14 protein-coding genes are annotated in these 19,030 nt (G+C 38.3%); 11 read left to right on the top strand and 3 right to left on the bottom strand.

Annotation, left to right across the window (positions count from 1 at the left end; all coding sequences use genetic code 11):
- Window positions 1–37 precede the first annotated feature (37 nt).
- From V6S17_RS07480 to V6S17_RS07470, 3 genes are all read left to right on the top strand, one after another.
- A complete protein-coding gene (locus tag V6S17_RS07480) occupies window positions 38–1,117 on the top strand; it encodes an exonuclease domain-containing protein (RefSeq protein ID WP_036027560.1) in 1,080 nt (359 codons plus the stop codon).
- 172 nt (window positions 1,118–1,289) lie between these two features.
- Complete coding sequence (gene rihC, locus V6S17_RS07475; protein ID WP_338515646.1) at window positions 1,290–2,204, top strand: ribonucleoside hydrolase RihC; 915 nt, start codon at window positions 1,290–1,292, stop codon at window positions 2,202–2,204.
- Between the two features lie 188 nt (window positions 2,205–2,392).
- The gene (locus V6S17_RS07470; protein ID WP_198400957.1) at window positions 2,393–2,563 is read left to right on the top strand and encodes a hypothetical protein; all 171 of its coding nucleotides are present in this window, start codon (window positions 2,393–2,395) and stop codon (window positions 2,561–2,563) included.
- A gap of 510 nt (window positions 2,564–3,073) precedes the next feature.
- On the opposite strand, the gene V6S17_RS07465 is transcribed toward V6S17_RS07470, so the two are convergent.
- Genes V6S17_RS07465 through V6S17_RS07455 form a run of 3 tightly spaced genes read right to left on the bottom strand, consistent with a single transcriptional unit; the run spans window position 3,074 to window position 7,967 of the window.
- Window positions 3,074–3,934, bottom strand: a complete 861-nt coding sequence (locus tag V6S17_RS07465; protein WP_029092058.1) for an ROK family protein — start codon at window positions 3,932–3,934, stop codon at window positions 3,074–3,076.
- Window positions 3,935–3,947: 13 nt separating this feature from the next.
- The gene (locus V6S17_RS07460; RefSeq protein WP_029092057.1) at window positions 3,948–6,653 is read right to left on the bottom strand and encodes an alpha-mannosidase; all 2,706 of its coding nucleotides are present in this window, start codon (window positions 6,651–6,653) and stop codon (window positions 3,948–3,950) included.
- Window positions 6,654–6,677: 24 nt separating this feature from the next.
- Window positions 6,678–7,967 carry a glycoside hydrolase family 125 protein gene (locus V6S17_RS07455; protein ID WP_029092056.1) on the bottom strand — a complete coding sequence of 430 codons (1,290 nt, stop codon included), beginning with the start codon at window positions 7,965–7,967 and terminating at the stop codon, window positions 6,678–6,680.
- Window positions 7,968–8,184: 217 nt separating this feature from the next.
- On the opposite strand from V6S17_RS07455, the gene V6S17_RS07450 reads away from it, so the two are divergent.
- From V6S17_RS07450 to V6S17_RS07415, 8 genes are all read left to right on the top strand, one after another.
- Window positions 8,185–9,258 carry a GntR family transcriptional regulator gene (locus V6S17_RS07450; protein WP_029092055.1) on the top strand — a complete coding sequence of 358 codons (1,074 nt, stop codon included), beginning with the start codon at window positions 8,185–8,187 and terminating at the stop codon, window positions 9,256–9,258.
- A 3-nt stretch (window positions 9,259–9,261) separates the two neighbouring features.
- A complete protein-coding gene (locus tag V6S17_RS07445; RefSeq protein ID WP_029092054.1) occupies window positions 9,262–11,466 on the top strand; it encodes a GH92 family glycosyl hydrolase in 2,205 nt (734 codons plus the stop codon).
- Window positions 11,467–11,675: 209 nt separating this feature from the next.
- The gene (locus V6S17_RS07440; RefSeq protein ID WP_029092053.1) at window positions 11,676–12,605 is read left to right on the top strand and encodes an ABC transporter permease; all 930 of its coding nucleotides are present in this window, start codon (window positions 11,676–11,678) and stop codon (window positions 12,603–12,605) included.
- Window positions 12,606–12,625: 20 nt separating this feature from the next.
- Window positions 12,626–13,543 (top strand): carbohydrate ABC transporter permease, encoded by a 918-nt coding sequence (locus tag V6S17_RS07435; protein WP_029092052.1) that lies wholly within the window; start codon window positions 12,626–12,628, stop codon window positions 13,541–13,543.
- Window positions 13,544–13,559: 16 nt separating this feature from the next.
- Window positions 13,560–15,032 carry an ABC transporter substrate-binding protein gene (locus tag V6S17_RS07430; protein WP_232515086.1) on the top strand — a complete coding sequence of 491 codons (1,473 nt, stop codon included), beginning with the start codon at window positions 13,560–13,562 and terminating at the stop codon, window positions 15,030–15,032.
- 137 nt (window positions 15,033–15,169) lie between these two features.
- Window positions 15,170–15,787 carry a YesL family protein gene (locus tag V6S17_RS07425; RefSeq protein WP_029092050.1) on the top strand — a complete coding sequence of 206 codons (618 nt, stop codon included), beginning with the start codon at window positions 15,170–15,172 and terminating at the stop codon, window positions 15,785–15,787.
- Between the two features lies 1 nt (window position 15,788).
- Complete coding sequence (locus V6S17_RS07420) at window positions 15,789–17,492, top strand: sensor histidine kinase (RefSeq protein WP_069124605.1); 1,704 nt, start codon at window positions 15,789–15,791, stop codon at window positions 17,490–17,492.
- Window positions 17,485–18,960, top strand: a complete 1,476-nt coding sequence (locus V6S17_RS07415; RefSeq protein WP_029092048.1) for a response regulator transcription factor — start codon at window positions 17,485–17,487, stop codon at window positions 18,958–18,960. Before V6S17_RS07420 ends, V6S17_RS07415 begins: the two co-directional genes overlap by 8 nt.
- Window positions 18,961–19,030 lie beyond the last annotated feature (70 nt).

Here is a 19,030-nt window from a genome sequence, read left to right as displayed (position 1 = left end):
AAATGAGACATAAATCTGACAGTAAGGCTGTGACAAAATGAGTGGATACAATTATCGTCGTGCGTCTGGCGCAAAACGTGGGCGTACAACAGCAAAAACAAAAGCTTATGCAAAACCAACAAAGCTCCCTGCTAATTTTGTAGTGGTTGATTTTGAAACAACAGGATTAAGTGCGGATCGTAATCAAATTATTCAAATTGGAGCTGTAAAATATGCGAACGGCGAGCAAGTGTCGACCTATAGTAGCTATATTAATCCATTTGAAGCATTATCCGATACGATTGTACGTATCACAGGTATAACGGATGATATTTTAGCAGAAGCACCTGCAGTCGAAGATGTTTGGCCTGAATTTTTAAGTTATATTAACGGTGAAGTACTTGTGGCACACAATGCGTCGTTTGATATGAAATTTTTACTGGCGACATCGCAAGATTTACGGTTGGAATCAATTGTTTATGAAGTAATTGATACAGTGCCATTAGCACGGAAATTTTTTGATACACCGAATCATAAATTAGAAACGTTGAAGGATTACTTAGGTCTTGAACATCAATCACATGACGCATTAGAGGATTGTATTGTAACAGGTAAAGTCTACATGAACTGTTGGCATAAAACACCTGAAAAACAGCGAATCGGGACTGTAGGTACTAACATTAAACCAGTAGTACCACCGCAAAGTGATACGTTTGAAACAGATGAATTACGTTTATATCAAAGTATTAATGTGTTTCTACAGGGACAACGGATGGCCAGCTTTTTTGCGATGAAACATGTGAGTAAAACGCTCAGTTTGGATGGTTATTATCCATTTGCGCGCATTACTTATAATTCGAAATCTCGTTTTATTAGTTTGCGGGGGAATATTGACGCTTTTCAAGTAATGTACCCTTCAGCACCCACAATGGTTGCACCAGCTTCTGATTGGGGTGACTTCCGCGTTACCTTGGCAGATATGGCAGATGTTTTGACGTATCGGGATTATATTCTGGATCAATACTTCCAAACAGTAGCGCGCTTGCAAGCTGATATTCGCGCTGAGAAAATTGTTGAAGCGGATTGGCGTAAATTCCAAGCACAAAAACGCTTGGTTGATACGGCCTGTGGTAATTAAACAGAAACAGTTACAACAAGTGAACATCTCTTGTGTGTAACTGTTTTTTGTTTTGTTTATGTTTAAGGTAAAGTGGTTTTTGACAGCGGTTACATTAGTTGCTATGATGGTGTTGTACTAAGGGTAACAGATAAGTAAAGTCTTTTATGATAAAGTTAAAGGAGAGATGTTGATGAAACGACCAATTATTATTGATACGGACCCAGGGATTGATGATGCAATCGCGATTGCCATTGCAACAGCATCTGACGCCTTAGATGTTAAGCTCATTACAACAGTTGCAGGCAATGTTAGTTTGAGTAAAGTGACAAATAATGCCTTGAAATTATTGGCGCTTTTTAAAAAGGAAATACCGGTAGCAAAAGGTGCAAAACAGCCACTTTTACGAGCGCCTGTTGATGCGAGCGAAGTGCATGGTGAAACAGGGATGGACGGTTATGACTTTCCAAAACAAGCCGATCATTTATTAATGAAAGAGGATGCCGTCACAGCAATGTATCAGCTATTGAGTAAAGCGGAGGAGCCGTTGACCATTGTTGCGATTGGACCTTTAACTAATATCGCCTTATTATTACGTACACATCCAGAAGTATCGAGTAAAATAGCTGAAATCGTGTTGATGGGCGGTGCACTTGGCCGAGGAAATAAAGGTATTTTAGCTGAATTTAACATTGTCGTCGACCCAGAAGCCGCACGTATTGTGTTCGAAAGTGGTCTGCCAATTGTAATGGCGCCGTTAGATGTTGGACTAAAAGCACTTGTTTATGCTAGTGATAGCGAAGAAATTAGACAAATGAATGCGACAGGTGAAATGATTTACCATATTTTACAGCGTTATCGTAATGTACAAGCAGTGAACGGTTCGGCGATGTATGATGCGTGTGCCATCGCTTATTTACTCGTACCGGAAATATACCAAACGGTTGATGCCTATGTTGCGATTGAAACGCAAGGTGAGTATACTGCCGGTGCAACGGTTGTCGATCTAGCAGGGAGTATGGGGAAAACCCCGAATGCTAAAGTTTGTGTTGATATCGATAGTACCTTGTTTAAAAAATGGTTGATGGAAAGTTTACGTAAATGTTAACATTACATTAGTTTAGAACAAGAAAATATTGAAATAACACAAACAATTTGTACTGGACATGCCGAACCAACATTAGTGCAACGTGCATCACAACAATACGGTAAGTTTTTTTAGCGAGCTGTACTTTGTACACAACAGCTAAACCCTGTGCGATTTATTGGAGTAATGTAGGTACGATTGTATACTCAATGACTGAAAAAAGATTGTTAGAGTTAACAGGTGATGCGGAACAAAATCCGACATTTGATTTACCCTGTCGTGAGGTTTTAGCGAGAGGGCAAAAAGATATCGTTGTTCTAGGACCTTTTACAGAAATTGAAGATGAAGTCGCCGCAGTGCATCAAGGGTATTGGGATTAATTTGAAGAATAATGAAAGCGACCGCTCTTTTAGAGGAGAGCGGTTGTTTTGTTTATATATCTTTATATGAGAACAAATTATGTGTCTTATTATTTGTTAAAAGCGCATTCAATTCCAGTGAAAAATCATCGCGCTATCCACTAATTTGATCGGAATAAAAAGCTTTTTTAGATTGAAATTGGTTAAGATATTTTAAGCGATATAGTTGATCTAGTCATATCATATTTATAATGTAATTCTTTTAAACGAGGGTACTTGAGTTGAAGCATGCTATTCGAGTAGCTTTCTGTTGTTCTTTTTCAATTAACAGTTGTTCTTGGCGTTCTTTTTCCTGTTACTCGAACGTTTCCTTATGGATACGTTGTTGCAATGCTAGTTTTTGATTGGAATGCTAGTGATTAATTGTGGTCAATCAGTTTCAACAATTTTGAAATTGCTTTAATTGAGGGCTGCTAAATAAAATACAAAAAAGCAACTCCCGGCGTATTAACGGAGTTGCTTCTTTTTTTACTATTTAATGGCTTCTTTTGCTAATAAGAGTGTACCTGTAATCCCGGCGTTGTCACCTAAGTCACAATAAACGAGATAATCTTCTAACGGAGGTGTTGCATAATAACCATTCATCAATTCAGCAAAATACTGACGCATATTAGGGTATAACTGTTCTTGCTTGCTGACACCTCCACCAAAAATAATGATTTCCGGTGAGAGTGTTAAGGTATAGTTGACTGCTGCTTGAGCAAGATAAAAGGCTTCGATATCCCATGCTGGATGATCATTTGGTAGTTCAAATGCTTTTTGTTGGAAACGTCCTTCAATGGCAGGGCCTGCTGCGAGGCCTTCTAAACAATCGCCATGATACGGACATACCCCATCAAAATGATCGTCGGGATGACGTTTAACAACTAAATGGCCCATTTCAGGGTGGCTAAAGCCTTCAATCACTTTGTTGTTAATCACAACACCGCCACCAATACCGGTTCCCACTGTTAAATAAATACAACTCTCTTTTCCTTTGGCAGCACCGTGTTTTAGCTCGCCATAGGCAGCAGCATTAACATCGGTTGTAAAGGCGATAGGAAGGTTATAACGTTCTTTTAGAGCACCTAACAAATTAAATTTTTTCCAAGCTGTTTTGGGTGTTGATGTGATATAACCGTAAGTTGGTGATTTTTTATTCACATCAATCGGGCCAAATGATCCGATGGCAAGTGCATTTAACGTGTAGTTATCAAAAAAAGTATACACAGCATTAAGTGTTTCTTCAGGTGTTGTCGTGGGTAGTGAAATACGTTCGACAATGTTTAACTCTAAATCTGAGACGGCACAGACAAATTTAGTGCCGCCAGCTTCAATTGCTCCAAGTAACATAACATTCTCTCCTTTAGTCGTTCACCGACGCTGATTTTGTCCAAAGCAAGCTGTTGATTTCAGCTGGTTCAAGTATAGCAGATAATGGTTTTTCGTGCGGTGTTTCAATCAAGGTACAACGTGACGGTGTGTAACCTGAAATTTTAATTTCAAGTGGAGCGGCTGCTGTATTTGAGAGGTTGAAACCACGTGTCACGATTTCTGTTTGATGTTCTTTACGTTTTAAAGCAGTCAATGCGTAGGCAGAACTATCAATCGTTAAATAAGCAGCTTTAGGCGCCCAACGACCATTGTGTACAGATGTTTGAGCAACTGTAAATGGAATTTGGAAGTTTTGACCGTCATGGAACGTACGATTTTGGTCATCGGCACCATGGAACGCCAAGGCAAAAGCAACGGTTTGTTCACCCATACATTGTGCTTCAGGTGTTGGGAAGTAACCCCAGTCACCCAGCTCACCGACTGAACGATGTAAGGTTAAAGCGATTGTTGTGTTGTCCGCTAGAATTTCATATTCATTTAAGCCATAGTTTGAAACAGTCATACCATGTGTGGCATCTTGTACGTTAACAAATGAATGTTGATGTTGTGGATTCATTGGGTTTTCCCACGAAGCACTCACGCCGTTTGGACGTTCAACAACTTCAAAAATACTCTCAGCGTAGTGTTTATCTGTTGTAATATTTGTTGGGAACAACACGCGCAAACGATGATCTTTCATTTGGTTATCAAAGTGTGTAGAGAACTTCAATTGACGACTGCCTTGTTCAAGACGAATTTTCGTTGTTAATGTAAACGGTGCTAGTTCTTTGCTACGTTGTGCTTTACGTTGACGCATTTCAACAACAGCTTTCATTTCCTCTGCCAATGTTTCGTCAGCTGAAACGGGAATCATCAATGTTTGTGTTAACGTAATTTCACCGATTTTTGTTGTGTTGATAGCGACTGTCGTTGTAGCAGGGAAGTCATGTGCATAAATCGCTTGGTCGCCTTCAGGCTGTTTAAAGATATATTCATTGGCAATATCACCGACATTTTCGTAAGTTAATACGTTTGGATAGGTAATGCTTGTTGTCTTATCAGTTACAGTTAATTGACCATTGCTTTCAACTTTAACGTGAAGGAATTCATTTTCTAAGCGATTGTCGGCTTCTGATACAATCGTTGGTAAAGTAGAAGTTGTATTTTGACCCACTGTTAACGCTAAACTTTCCCAAGAAACAGCAGGCATATCCGTCACAACAACTCGAACTTTGACATAAATTGCCATGAAAGGTACGCGGAACGCGTCTTTAGGCAAGTCGTAGTTGAAGCGAACCTCATGCGATAAAATTTCAGCTGCAACAGCTTGTCCTTTTGCATCTATCACTGTCAATTCAGGCAAGGTCTCATTCTTTAATTGCGCATAAAGTTCTTCTGGCACACCTTGAGAAAATGGTAGGCGTTTCCATTCGATTTCAGTTTCAATTGTTCCCGTTTTAGCACTACCTGCTGTGTTAAAGACCACAAAGGGTTTGCTATCAGTTGGGAAGAGGCTGGTATCGATGGATGCTGTTAAACTTTCAACCGCTTCGCTTGCCAAGAATTTTCCAACTTCTAACGCTTTATCGTAACGTGTGATCATTTCTCGGTGGACTTCATCCACACTACAGCCACAAATACTATCATGTGGGTGGTTTTGCATTAATAATTTCCAAGCATAACGCAATTGATCGTGTGGGTATTCACCAGTCACATCAAATGCCATCGTTGCTAATGGTTCTGTGATATTTTCTAGTTGGCGTTGAACATCCGTATTTTTTTGTTTGAGGTAAATACGAGCAGAGGCAGTGTTTGCCAGTGTGTACCAACCATCTGTTTCTTGGCTTGTTAACTCACCTGAAACGGTGCTTAAATCAGCGGGCACATCGTTCATCACAGCTTCTAAGTATTCGTCAAAGCTGCTGTGGATGAATTCATAATCATCGTATAAATCATTGGCAACCTTGATGGCATCCGTTACATCCATTTGTACCGGTTGGTGATCGACACCATTCATCATTAAGATATGATCGGTTGAAGTGAATTGTTCCGCATCAGCTAATTTTTCTTTCCAGAAAGCTTGAGCTGCTTCTTTTTCCACGGGGATTTCATTACCATTGCTGTACCAGTTAGCAAAGAGGAGACTGAAAATTTTCGATTTATCAGCACCTTCCCACCACATTTCAGAGAATTGTGACGTATATTTCTCATCGTTAATGACTACGTTGTTAAAGCCAGTGGGTTTAACACCACGTCCGAAAGCAGCAGCTTCAATGCCGCCTTCTTTCATCATCTGAGGCGCTTGTCCCATGTTACCAAACGTATCAGGGAAATAACCAAGCATCACAGGATCGCCCCATTTACGACTTTCTTCTAGGCCAACCAACATGTTGCGGGTATTAGATTCGCTACTGATTAAGAAATCATCTTGTAAGATATAAAACGGACCGATTTTTAACTTACCTGCTGTAATCGCTGCTTGGACTTCTTCACGTTTTTCAGGGCGGACTTCTAAATAATCGTCAATCGCAATCGTTTGACCATCCAAATGAAAACTGTGGAAATCAGGATTTGTCTTAAAGAGGTGGAGTAAGTCATCCATCAAAGCGACTAAACGCATATGATGTTGTTCGTAGGCCATGTACCACTCGCGATCCCAGTGGCTGTGCGAAATAATATAAACTTTTTTAGTTGTCATTGTTCGTCTCCTTTTTCAGTGCGCTTAGGCAGTGATTTTAATATCGTAATAATCCATTAATAATTCACAGAACATCATGTTTGCCCATGAGAACCACTCACGAGTGTAATTGTTTGCATCGTTGACGTCGAAACCTTCATGCATTAAGTTTGTGCCACCATCGTTATCAACTAACATATCTAAAATACGTTTTTTATCTGCTTTATCGGAGGTAGTTAAGCCTTCAATTGCAAGTGCAATCGGCCAAATATAGTTTTCAGGCGTATGAGAACTACCGATACCTTTGGCATTTTTACCTTCGTAATAGTAAGGGTTTTCACTGCTTAATAATGTTTTACGTGTTGCCAAGTAAATGGGGTCATCTTGTGCACAATAACCTAAGTAAGGTGCTGCCATCAGGCTTGGTACATTTGAATCGTCATGAATGGAATGGTTACCTAATCCATCAACTTCAAAAGCAAAGACTGTTTCACCCGCTGCATTTGCAACTTGAGCATATTCTTTAATCCCCGCATCAATTTCATTTTTAAGTTTTGTCACACGGGCAACAACGTCGGGTTGCGGCAATAAATCAGTGTAAATTTCTTCTAAGTAACTCAATACAACCACGGCAAACATATTTGAAGGCACTAAGTAACCGTATTTACACACATCATCACTTGGACGGAAGCCAGACCATGTCATGCCTGTTGGTCCAACGGGAGTGCCGCGACCGTCATGTGTTAATGTATCTTCAACACGCGTTGTGTCACGTTCGAACGTGTAAGGCGATTGATCATGATTTTGTTCAGTTTCCCACACCTTCAAAATTTCAGTGATACCGCTTTCAAATGAAGCGTCAAATTGATCACGACGGCCTGTTTCTTTATAGAGAAGGTAAGCGAGCTGAATCGGGTAACATAATGAATCAATTTCATATTTACGTTCCCAAATCCAGGGGTTCATTTCGGTGTGATCCGTTTGATGTCCTGCGTTGTTAGCTTCTTCATTAAAGGCATTCGCATAAGGATCAAGGTTAATGTAACGGAATTGACGTTTTACTAAGCCTGCAATCATTGCTTGCAAATCGTCATCTTCTTTAGCGATTGCTAAGTAAGGGCGAACTTGAGCTGTTGAGTCACGTAGCCACATGGCAGGAATATCACCTGTTAAAAGAAACGTCGAACCATCGTCAAAGCGTTTAACTGTTGTAAGTAATGTGTTGGCAAAACATTTATTGAAAATCTCCGCCCAACGTGGGTTTTCTGCTTCTGCGCGTTTTGTCATATCATCCATAAATTGTTGTACTGATGTGGGTACTGTTGTGTAAGTCATTAAAAAACACTCCTTTTATTTGATATATCATTATTTACATTTTTAATTATATGGTATATCATTTAATTTGTCTAGCGCTTTCATTGTTAATTTTTAATAAACTTAATTGGCGATTCTGGCAGTGTCTTTTGAGGGAAAGTGTTAATAATATACCAATGGTATGATAAAATGAAATAATAGTATATCAAATGCGATTGGGTGAGAGGAGAAACGAGTAATGAAGCAACCATTGTATCAACAAATATTAAATGATTTAAAAGCAGACATTACAGCGGGAACTTATTTGCCAGAAGATAAATTACCGACTGAATTGGAGCTTTCCGAGCGTTATGGGGTAAGTCGTATCACATCAAAGCGCGCATTGGTCGAATTAGAAAATGAGGGGATGATTTATCGTTTGCGTGGCAAAGGAAGTTTTGTTTGTGCCAAAGATGGCTTAACAGAAGAAAAAACCGTCGCAAAAACGGATATTCTCTTTATTATGCCTTTTCCACACAATGCAGGTTTAGGAGATTATACGCAAGGGATGTTGCGCTGTTTAGAAGAAACGTCTTATCGTTTACAAGTACAGCCACACCAGTATCTTTCTTCTACTGATGTTGCAGAGATTGTGGCGCAATATGCCGGCATCATTTATTATCCAACGAATAACAGTTCGGATTTGGAGTTGCTTTACGGCTTACATCTCAATGCATTACCAACCGTTTTATTAGATAAAGAATTTGAGAGTTTACCATTTAGTGCAGTCGTTGCGGATAACCAACAAGGTGGTTTTGAAGCGACACAACATTTAATTGCACAAGGGCATCAGCAAGTCGCATTTGTAAGCACTGAACATCTGGGTGAAGTGTCATCTGTACGCGAGCGTTACTTCGGTTACATGAAGGCGTTACATGCAGCGGGGGCCACACAGCCCATCCACCTCAAAAAAACGGGAACGGAAGAAGTGAGTATTTACTTAGAACAGGTGACGCGTCAATTGCTTGATCAAGGCATCACAGGGGTCATTGCGGAAAATGATATTATCGCTATTCAATTAATCAATACAATGAAACAAATGGGTTACCAGGTACCAGCTGATTTTGCAGTCGTTGGTTTTGATAACATTCAAGCAGCGAGCCTATTGGAACCTAGTTTAACAACGATTTCACAAAAATTTGAAGAGATGGGTACGATTGCCAGTCAAACGCTGTTGGCAGAAATTAGTCAGCCAACTCAAGTGAAGGAGAAGCACATCGTGCCGGTCGAACTGATTGTACGAAAAAGCAGTCAGATAGAGAGCGGAGGATAAGGGATGTTACACATAGAGGATTTATTGCAAATAGATACAAGACAAGGGACGAACAATCAACACACGTTTTCACACGGGAACTGCTTACCTTATACAGGCGTCCCTTTCGGGATGAACCATTTTGTGGTACAAACAGCAGATCAACGCGGTAGCTGGTATTTTAACCCGCATGATCGCACATTCCAAGGCATTCGTTTAACGCATCAACCCAGCCCGTGGATGGGTGATTTTTCACAACTTTTATTAGCACCAACGGTAGGTCACGTCGTAAAGAGTGATTTATTCCATCATCAAAGCAGCTATCGTACAGAAGAAGCGGTATTTTCACCGTTTTATCTTAAAGTGAAACAAGAACGTTATCAAATTACAACAGAATTTAGCCCAACGACATACGGTGGTGTCTTACAAAGTCGTTACCTCAAAAATTCACAACCAGGATTATTCATCCGTTCGCAAGGGCCGAGTGAAATAGCAGTAGATGTTGCAAACAAAACAGTACGAGGTTATATTACAAATGCTTCAGGTAGTGAGGATAAAGACTTTAAAATGTACTTTACACTTCGTTTTGACCAAGCGATTGATGCGGCAACGACAGGGTATTACACAGATGATGCCTTGGTGCCGAGTACAACGTATGCTGGAACGGATCCGATTTTTGACATTCGTTTCCCAGCAGCAGAAACACTTACAACACATTTAGCAACGAGCTTTTTATCACAAGACCAAGCGGATTTAAATCTCTCACGCATTGAAAATGATTCATTTGATACGATCAAGCAAGCCGCCGCTGATAAATGGTTGAGTTATTTAAATAAAATTGAAATTGAAAATCGTAATAAAGAGCAAATCAAAACGTTTTATGCGTGCTTGTACCGTACGTGCTTATTCCCACAAAAATTTTACGAATTAGATGAAGCAAACCAACCCCAACATTACAACACACTTGCGAAAAAAGTACAGCCAGGTTATTTGTATACAAACAATGGTTTTTGGGATACTTACAAAACGGTGTATCCTTTGTATTCTTTAATTGCACATGAGGAATATGAAGAGATGTTACAAGGTTACCTACAATCCTACCGTGAAGCGGGCTTTTTACCGAAATGGTTATCGCCAGATGAACGTGGGATGATGCCAGGTACACTGATTGATGCTGTGATTGCCGATGCTGCTGTCAAAGGTCTTGCCACTGATTTAATGCCAGAATTTTTAGAAGGTATGTTAGCAGGAGCAACAACAAAAAGTGCCTCTGGAAACTACGGCCGTCGTGGTACGCTCGATTACTTGAAATACGGTTATGTGCCACTCGATTATCATGAAAGCGTGAATCATACCTTAGATTATGCCTACAGTGATTTCTGTATTAGCCAAGTGGCGCGTGTATTAGGCAAAGGGGATATACAAGCAACGTATCAAAAACAATCACGCAATTTCCTTAACATCTTTGATGCGAACACTGGTTTTATGCGAGCAAAAGACAAAGAAGGTAATTTCCGTCATGACTTTAAACATGACCGTTGGGGCTTAGATTATGCTGAGGGCTCAACATGGCAAAATGGTTTTGCGACGTACCATGACTTTGCAGCGTTAATCGCTGCTTATGGGGGCGAACGTGCCTTCTTTGATAAGTTGACCACGTTGTGTAACACGCCACCGACTTATGGTGTAGAGGGCTATGGTTTTGAAATACATGAGATGAGTGAAATGGCAGCCGTTGATTTTGGACAAGTGGCATTATCAAATCAACCAAGTTTCCATCTGCCTTATTTATTCAACTATGTGGGTAAACCAGCTTCTACACAAGTAGTTGTGAAACAATTAATGACAGAACTCTTTAATGCGGGCTGGGATGGTTTCCCAGGCGACGAGGATAATGGCAGCATGTCAGGTTGGTATATCTTTTCGAGCTTAGGATTCTATCCGGTATGTCCAGGTTCTGGCGAATATGTGTTAGGGATCCCATTGTTTGATAAAGCAACTGTTCACTTAGCTAATGGCAAAACGCTTGTTGTTGAGGCGGCTGGCAACCAGGCACACACGAACTTTGTGAGTGAAGTCGCATTAAACGAGACACCCCATACAGCCTTAGCTATTCAACATGAAAGCTTAATGGCAGGTGGAAACCTCAAGTTTACGATGGCTTTAGCACCAGTAGATCGTGAGTATAGTAACGCAGAAAAACCATTTTCATTAACAACTAATCATTAGTTTTAAACACATGCTGGAAGCGGTATAATACGTGTTTGTGCTGTAAAAATCACAAATGTGTGTTACCCTTTTTCAGCGTGTTTTTTTAATTATGTCATCATACCTATAATTTGTAATGATATACCTATACTTTGTGACTTACTTTTCAGTGCGTAAATTATTATGATAGTTATAGAAGTAAGCGCTTCATTTATGGGGGAGGTGGAAAAATGAAAAAAAAGCTAAAAAAGTGTTATAAACATCGTGCATTAATATTTATGGCATTACCAGGTTTTATATGGATGATCTTCTTCTTCTATATTCCTGTATTAGGAAACATTGTTGCCTTCAAAGATTTCCGCTATTCGCCAGACGGCTTCCTTGCCAGTTTGAAAAATAGCCCATGGATCGGATTTGATAACTTTAAGTTCTTGTTTTCTTCGTCAGATGCCTATCTAATTACAAGAAATACATTATTGTATAACATTGCGTTTATCCTGATTGGTTTGGTATGTGCGATCCTCTTTGCAGTTGTATTGAGTGAAATTCGCTCACGTAAGATGATTAAGATTTATCAAACATCAATGTTACTGCCTTACTTTTTATCATGGGTAATTATTGGTTATTTTGTATACGCTTTCTTAAGCCCGGACAAAGGACTCCTTAACTCAATGATTACATCATTCGGTGGTGAAGCAATTAACTGGTATAACGAACCGAAATATTGGCCGTTTATCTTAATTGTACTCGGTGTATGGAAATCCGTTGGTTACAGCAGTATCATCTACTTCGCAGCGATTATGGGTATTAACCCAACATACTACGAAGCAGCAATGGTTGATGGTGCAACTAAGTGGCAACAAATTCGCCACGTTACTTTACCACAACTGATTCCGTTAATTACAATCTTATCAATTCTTTCAGTGGGTAATATTTTCAAAGCGGATTTTGGACTGTTTTACCAGGTAACACGTAACTCAGGGGTGCTTTACGAAGTAACTTCTGTACTAGACACATATGTTTACAACGGTTTAGCAAACACAGGAGATATTGGAATGGCTGCTGCAGCTGGATTGTATCAATCAGTTGTTGGGTGTGTTCTATTAATCGCTGCGAATGCAGTCGTGCGTAAGCTAGATGATTCATCAGCATTATTCTAAAAAGAAGGAGAGACGAACCTATGCGTAAGAAAAAAATACAAAAAGTGGGAGTACGTTCCTTCGGAAAAAAAGCTGATATATTCTTTAATGTGTTTCTAGCGTTGTTTGCCTTATCATGCGTATTTCCCTTTCTTTTCGTAATAATCATCTCACTGACAAGTGAAAACTCTCTCGTAACGAATGGTTATTCATTATGGCCATCCGAGTGGAGTTTAGATGGTTACCGCTATTTAGCGGATCTTAAAGAGCAATTGCTCCAATCATTATTTGTGACTGTGATGGTAACAGTTGTAGGGACGTTGATTAATACAACGTTCACATCAACTTATGCCTATGCAATCTCACGTCCAGACTTTATCTTACGTAAATTCTTTACAATCGCTTGTTTAATCACAATGCTTTTCAGTGCCGGAATGGTACCAAACTACATTGTTATGACATCGATGTTGGGTTTAAAAGATACAATTTGGGCATTGATTTTACCGATGGCTATCAGCCCGTTCAATATCATTGTAATGCGTACGTTCTTTAAACGAACGGTGCCAGATGCAATCATTGAATCTGCACGTATTGATGGTGCGAGCGAGTTGCGTATTTTCGGTCAAATTGTTTTACCTTTAGCAGTGCCTGGGATTGCAACCATTAGTTTGTTTGCAGCACTAGGATTTTGGAACGATTGGTTCAATGCTTTGTTATACATTCAAAGCGACAATTTAGTTCCATTGCAATACCTTTTAATGAAGATTCAAGCTAACATTGAGTACATGACACAAAATGCGAGTATGAGTACAGCATTGAGTAGTGGTGCTCAAGCGATACCAAAAGAAGCAACACGTATGGCAATGGTAGTAATTTCAACGTTGCCGATTGCTTTAAGCTATCCATTCTTCCAAAAATACTTTGTAAGTGGCTTAACAATTGGTGGCGTGAAAGAATAAAAAAATTGGGGGTATAATGATGAAAAAGTGGAGTAAAGTCGTTGCAACATCATTAGTGACAGTTTTAGCAGTAGGAGCATTAGCAGGTTGTGGTAGTTTATCGGGGGATAAAAAAGCAAAAACAACTGATAAAGGGGATACACCAACATTGTTAATGTACCAAATTGGTGATAAACCAAAAAATTACGATCAATTAATGGAAATTGCTAACAAACGCATTGAAGATAAAATTGGTGCGAAAGTAAACATTCAGTACATTGGTTGGGGTGATTACGAGCAAAAAATGTCTGTAATTGTATCTTCTGGAGAAAATTATGATATTGCGCTTGCTAAAAACTATGTAACTAATGCTCAAAAAGGTGCATACGCTGACTTGACTAAGTTATTACCTGAAAAAGCAGAAGCTGCTTACAAAATGCTCGATGAGTCATACATCAAAGGTAACACGATTGATGGCAAAATGTACGCATTCCCTGTAAACGCAAACATCTTTTCACAACAAATGTTAACATTTAATAAAAAATTCGTTGATAAATATAACTTAGATATTAGCAAAGTAAAAACATATGCTGATGTTGAACCATTATTAGAAACGATTAAAGAAAAAGAACCTAAAGTAATGCCAATCGCAGTCGGACAAGGTTTCCGTGCTGAAGCAGGTTTTGATTTTGCTTTAGGTAATGGTTTACCGTTTGGTGTTGATCTAAATGGTGATACTAAAAAAATCATCAACCCATTTGAAGAAAAAGGGATGATGACAGCTTACCAAACGTTACATGATTTCTACAAAGCGGGTTACATTGCAAAAGATGCGTCTACAAGTAACACAGAGTATCCGTTGGATTCATCAACTTGGTTCGCTCGTCAAGAAACACAAGGACCCTTTGATTATGGTGATACAATATTAACGCAAGCAGCTGGTCAAGAGCTTGTTTCTAAAGCTATTTCTGTACCATTGAAAACAACTCAAGCTGCTCAAATGGCAAGTTTTGTTGTTTCAAGTGGTTCTAAAAACATCGACAAATCAGTTGAATTCTTAGGTTTGTTAAATTCAGATCCAGAATTGCTTAATGGCCTTGTATTAGGTGTTGAAGGCGAAGCGTGGGAAAAAGTTGGAGATGATCGTTCTAAATTATTAGAAGGTTACCAACCAAACATGCACATGGCTGCATGGAACACTGCAAACAACAAGATTTTATATGCAGATGAAACAATTACAGACAAACAAATCGAAGCGCGTGATAAATCGATTGAAGATGCAATTGAATCGCCAATTCTTGGTTTTGTCTTTAACACAGAAACAGTTAAAAACGAAATCAGTAACTTAAACAACGTGATGAGCCAATACCTTGATGGCTTAAACACAGGAACATTAGATCCAACAGTTGCAGTACCAGAAATGAACAAAAAACTGGAAACAGCTGGCTTCTCTAAAGTTCAAAAAGAAATGCAAAAACAATACGATGCTTTTATGGCAGAAGCTAAATAAGCGTATTCGTAGCTAAATCGAATGACAGGATGCGCAAGTTTCCTGTCATTTAGTTTATTTGCTGAATATGTATTACGAACGAATATATCTATGCTAAAATTAAGCAGCAGAGTGGATATGAGAAAAGGGGAATAACAATGATTGGTGAAATGTTAGAAAATGTCTTTATACGGTGTTATGTGATAATTAAGTTGAATTTATACTTCATATTATTGACAGTGATGGGGTTAATTGTTGTTGGAATCGGCCCGGCCTTTTTAACAATCAATCAACTTTTCACAGAACATGAATGGGATTATAAAAAAATAACTTGGAAGAATGCCTGGTTAACCTATAAACAAAACTGGAAACGTGGGAATGCTTTATTTGGAATTTATGCGGGACTTAGTTTATTTATTGGCTATAACCTTTATTTATCAGTGCAAGTTCAAGGTATCTTATTCCTCGTAATAGATTTTTTACTTGTTTTTGTACTCTTCTGTCTGTTTGTTACTTACAGTTACAGTTTAGTGCTACACAGTCGCTTTGATATGGGGCTAGCGAATTTGATTAAATTAGCGTTTATCACATTTTATTCGAATTTTTTCATGCTTGTTAAATTGATTTTTGGAATTGGGATTGTATTATTTATTACGTACAAATTCCCAGGATTAATCATGTTTGCAACGATGGCATTAATTCAAATCATCTGCATATTTACAGCAAAACAGTGGGTATCAATTATTGAGGATAAACTTGCAGCGGACGATGAATAATATGAAACAAACAAACTTGATGAATACTTTATTACGTATCTATGCAGTGGTGATGATTATAATCATCACTCTTTTTACGTTAATTGTAGGGTATACAATTTTCCAAACATATGTAGAAGATGCCCAAAAAGATAATGAACAAACGGCGAATTTTTTAACGGATACAGTTAATAATCTTGAACAACAGACAGACTTAATTGTTGATAATTTATTAAATGATAGTAAAAGCATTGAAAATCTTTATGAGTATTTTAACCTTGGGCATGCAGAATATTTGCGAGCTACTCTTAAAAGAGAAGGGACAGAACAACGTTATTGGCCACAAATGGTGAAGCAATTGTACCAGCTTCAAATAGGTATTGGTGGTATCCAAGTCTCGTTAAATGATTTTGATGAGACTTATTATTCAAATCAATCTAAAAAAGCTGGTGAAAAAATTAAGGCGTTACCTCAGCCTAAAAATCAATTAGTTATTAGCAAACCGATTACCCAAACAGAAAGCATTAATAGTACGGGGACTTTTTCGTTGATTGCGGATGAGGCGATGATTAAAAATATTATCACCTCAATGAGCGGCGCTCGGCAACAACAGATTCTGATTTATTCACAAACTGACCAGTTAATGTATAGCTATACTGGCAATAAAGTCACGAAACCACTTGATGCACGTAAAGATTTAAAAAGTATCATTTCCTTGAAAGAGAATGTGTTAGACGATAACTATTTTATGACACAAAATGCAAGTGGTGCGAATTTAAAAGTCGTTGTTTTAACACCCAAAAATATTATCTACGAGGCAGCTTTTAAAAACTACAGTTGGATTTTAATGGGAAGTTTATTATTAGATGGTATTTTATTGATTATTTTATTCCGTACATTTGGCGCTTATAGTCGTCAAGTCGAGGATATATTAGTGACGATGAATCATGTGACTGACAGTAATCTATCGGTTCGGATAAATGAAGAGAATAAGCAACGTGAGTTGAAAGAAATTGCCGTCGGCATCAACCTGATGTTGGATGATATTAATCAGCAGGTGAAAGATATTTATTTGCTAGAAATAGAGCAAAAAGATGCGCACATGAGGGCATTACAGTCACAGATTAACCCACATTTTTTGTATAATACGTTGGAATATATCCGCATGTACGCAGTGAGTGAAGGGGTTGATGAGTTAGCTGAAGTTGTATACTCATTTGCGAGTTTACTTCGGAATAATACGATGCAAGAAAAAACGGTGACGCTACAAAGAGAATTAGAATTTTGTGAAAAATATGTTTTCCTCTATCAAATGCGTTATCCTGATCGGATTGCTTATCACTTTACAGTGGATTCTGAAATAGATGATGTGATGGTACCGAAATATATTGTACAACCGCTTATTGAAAATTATTTTGTACATGGCATTGATTTCTCACGGATTGATAATGCAATTAGCGTGAAAGTGTATCGTAAAAACACGTCTGTCGTGATTGATGTGATTGATAACGGTAAAGGAATGTCGGACGAGCGTTTAACGGAAGTTAATCGTTTATTAGTAGAGGATGTAAGCAAGGAACGGCACCAAACATCTATTGGTTTAATGAATGTCAGCGATCGTTTGAAATTAGTTTTTGGAGACAATGCCACTATGGTGTTGTATCACAATTTGTCAGGCGGAGTGATTGTACGACTAACCTTTGAGGAGGAAATAACTGATGTATAAATTGTTGTTAGTAGACGATGAGTATATGATACTCAATGGTTTGAAAAAAATTATCAACTGGGAAAATATGGGCATTGAAATTAGCGGTACTGCTAAAAATGGACAAGAAGCACTTGATTTTATACGTGAACATCCCGTTGATATTGTGATAACTGATGTAACAATGCCAGCCATGTCAGGGATTGAATTTGTTCAACAAGCGCAAAATGATGGTTATCGTTTCCATTTTATTATCATGTCAGGTTATCAAGAATTCAGTTATGTTAAAGAAGGTTTGGTACTGGGTGCCGAAAATTATTTAGTAAAACCTGTCGATAAGAGCGAGCTTTTAAAGAATGTTGAAAGTATCGTAGAAAAAATAAGTATGATTGAAACAAGTAATAGTGGGCAACCGCAACAGTTTCAAACACTGATTCAAGAATGGCTGAACCTGCCGAATGTAACGGAAAACTTCGTGACAGAGATGGCGACATATGGCTACACGATTGAAAATGAACGCTATACGGCATTGATTTTTAAAGGATTGGAAAAGCACCATGGTTTCTTAATGGATTTAGTAAAGAAAAATAAACAGCCGTATTTTTTCTTCCAAGAAGATATTTTCATGATTGTTTTTCGCGGATTGAAGTATGAGTTGCGTGATTTTTTACGGCAATTACGTGAATTACTCAAGGAAGCTGATTTTAAATTAGGACTAGGGAAAACAGAAGTACCATACACAGAAGTAGCACACAGTTATGAGCAAGCGCAGCAAGTATTAACGCTCTGTAGTTTTTACGAATTATCAGGTGTTCAACAACTAAAACGACTACTCGCTAGCCTTGATGAATCAGAAGTGCCACAAGAAATTTCGTTGGATAAGTTACATCATGCACTGACACTGGGAAAAATGACAACGATAGAAGCAGAGGTTCAAGCGATCTTCACGTTAATGTATGAACAAGAAATGACACCTAGTTATGTGACACACATTAGCTTCTTGACACTGGCTGATATTTATCGAAGATTCAACCAAGCAGATCAAGTGGCTTACCAAGAGGCGCTGCTAGAAATTTCTACGATAAAAACATTTCAAAAACTGCAAAAAATAATTGAGACAAGTATTAAACAAGTGGAACGTGAAATTGACGTGAAACAATTTAGTCCTAATATACAACATGTTTTACAAATTATTATGGAGCGTTACCGCACAGATTTAACATTAAAAGAGGTAGCTGAACAATTGCATTTAAATGCGATGTATTTAGGACAACTCTTTAAAAAAGAAACAAAAAAGAGTTTCTCACAATATTTAAATCATTATCGCATCACAAAAGCAAAAGATTTATTGTTACATTCGGATTATAACATCAATGAAATTAGTGAAAAAATTGGATACACCAGCACAGGCTATTTTTATAAAAACTTTAAAAATGTATCCGGTATTTCACCAAGAGATTATCGCCAACAATTTGGTAATGAAGAGTAGTTGAAAAAACATGAGGAGTGAAATGGGAAATTAGTACATCAACAGAAGGAGTGGTACTCTCGTAAAGCGA

Source organism: Brochothrix thermosphacta DSM 20171 = FSL F6-1036 (genome assembly GCF_036884295.1).
Lineage (GTDB): Bacteria > Bacillota > Bacilli > Lactobacillales > Listeriaceae > Brochothrix > Brochothrix thermosphacta.
The sequence above is the reverse complement of the archived record's forward strand: the minus strand, read 5'-3'. Positions and strand labels throughout refer to the sequence as shown.

Bases quoted from the DNA above. Each gene is read 5' to 3' on its own strand.
- V6S17_RS07470 (WP_198400957.1), top strand. From the start codon at position 2,393: ATGACTGAAAAAAGATTGTTAGAGTTAACAGGTGATGCGGAACAAAAT.
- V6S17_RS07445 (WP_029092054.1), top strand. From the start codon at position 9,262: ATGTTACACATAGAGGATTTATTGCAAATAGATACAAGACAAGGGACG.
- V6S17_RS07465 (WP_029092058.1), bottom strand. From the start codon at position 3,934: ATGTTACTTGGAGCAATTGAAGCTGGCGGCACTAAATTTGTCTGTGCC.
- V6S17_RS07425 (WP_029092050.1), top strand. From the start codon at position 15,170: ATGATTGGTGAAATGTTAGAAAATGTCTTTATACGGTGTTATGTGATA.
- rihC (WP_338515646.1), top strand. From the start codon at position 1,290: ATGAAACGACCAATTATTATTGATACGGACCCAGGGATTGATGATGCA.
- V6S17_RS07440 (WP_029092053.1), top strand. From the start codon at position 11,676: ATGAAAAAAAAGCTAAAAAAGTGTTATAAACATCGTGCATTAATATTT.
- V6S17_RS07455 (WP_029092056.1), bottom strand. From the start codon at position 7,967: ATGACTTACACAACAGTACCCACATCAGTACAACAATTTATGGATGAT.
- V6S17_RS07460 (WP_029092057.1), bottom strand. From the start codon at position 6,653: ATGACAACTAAAAAAGTTTATATTATTTCGCACAGCCACTGGGATCGC.
- V6S17_RS07430 (WP_232515086.1), top strand. From the start codon at position 13,560: ATGATGAAAAAGTGGAGTAAAGTCGTTGCAACATCATTAGTGACAGTT.
- V6S17_RS07450 (WP_029092055.1), top strand. From the start codon at position 8,185: ATGAAGCAACCATTGTATCAACAAATATTAAATGATTTAAAAGCAGAC.
- V6S17_RS07420 (WP_069124605.1), top strand. From the start codon at position 15,789: ATGAAACAAACAAACTTGATGAATACTTTATTACGTATCTATGCAGTG.
- V6S17_RS07415 (WP_029092048.1), top strand. From the start codon at position 17,485: ATGTATAAATTGTTGTTAGTAGACGATGAGTATATGATACTCAATGGT.
- V6S17_RS07435 (WP_029092052.1), top strand. From the start codon at position 12,626: ATGCGTAAGAAAAAAATACAAAAAGTGGGAGTACGTTCCTTCGGAAAA.
- V6S17_RS07480 (WP_036027560.1), top strand. From the start codon at position 38: ATGAGTGGATACAATTATCGTCGTGCGTCTGGCGCAAAACGTGGGCGT.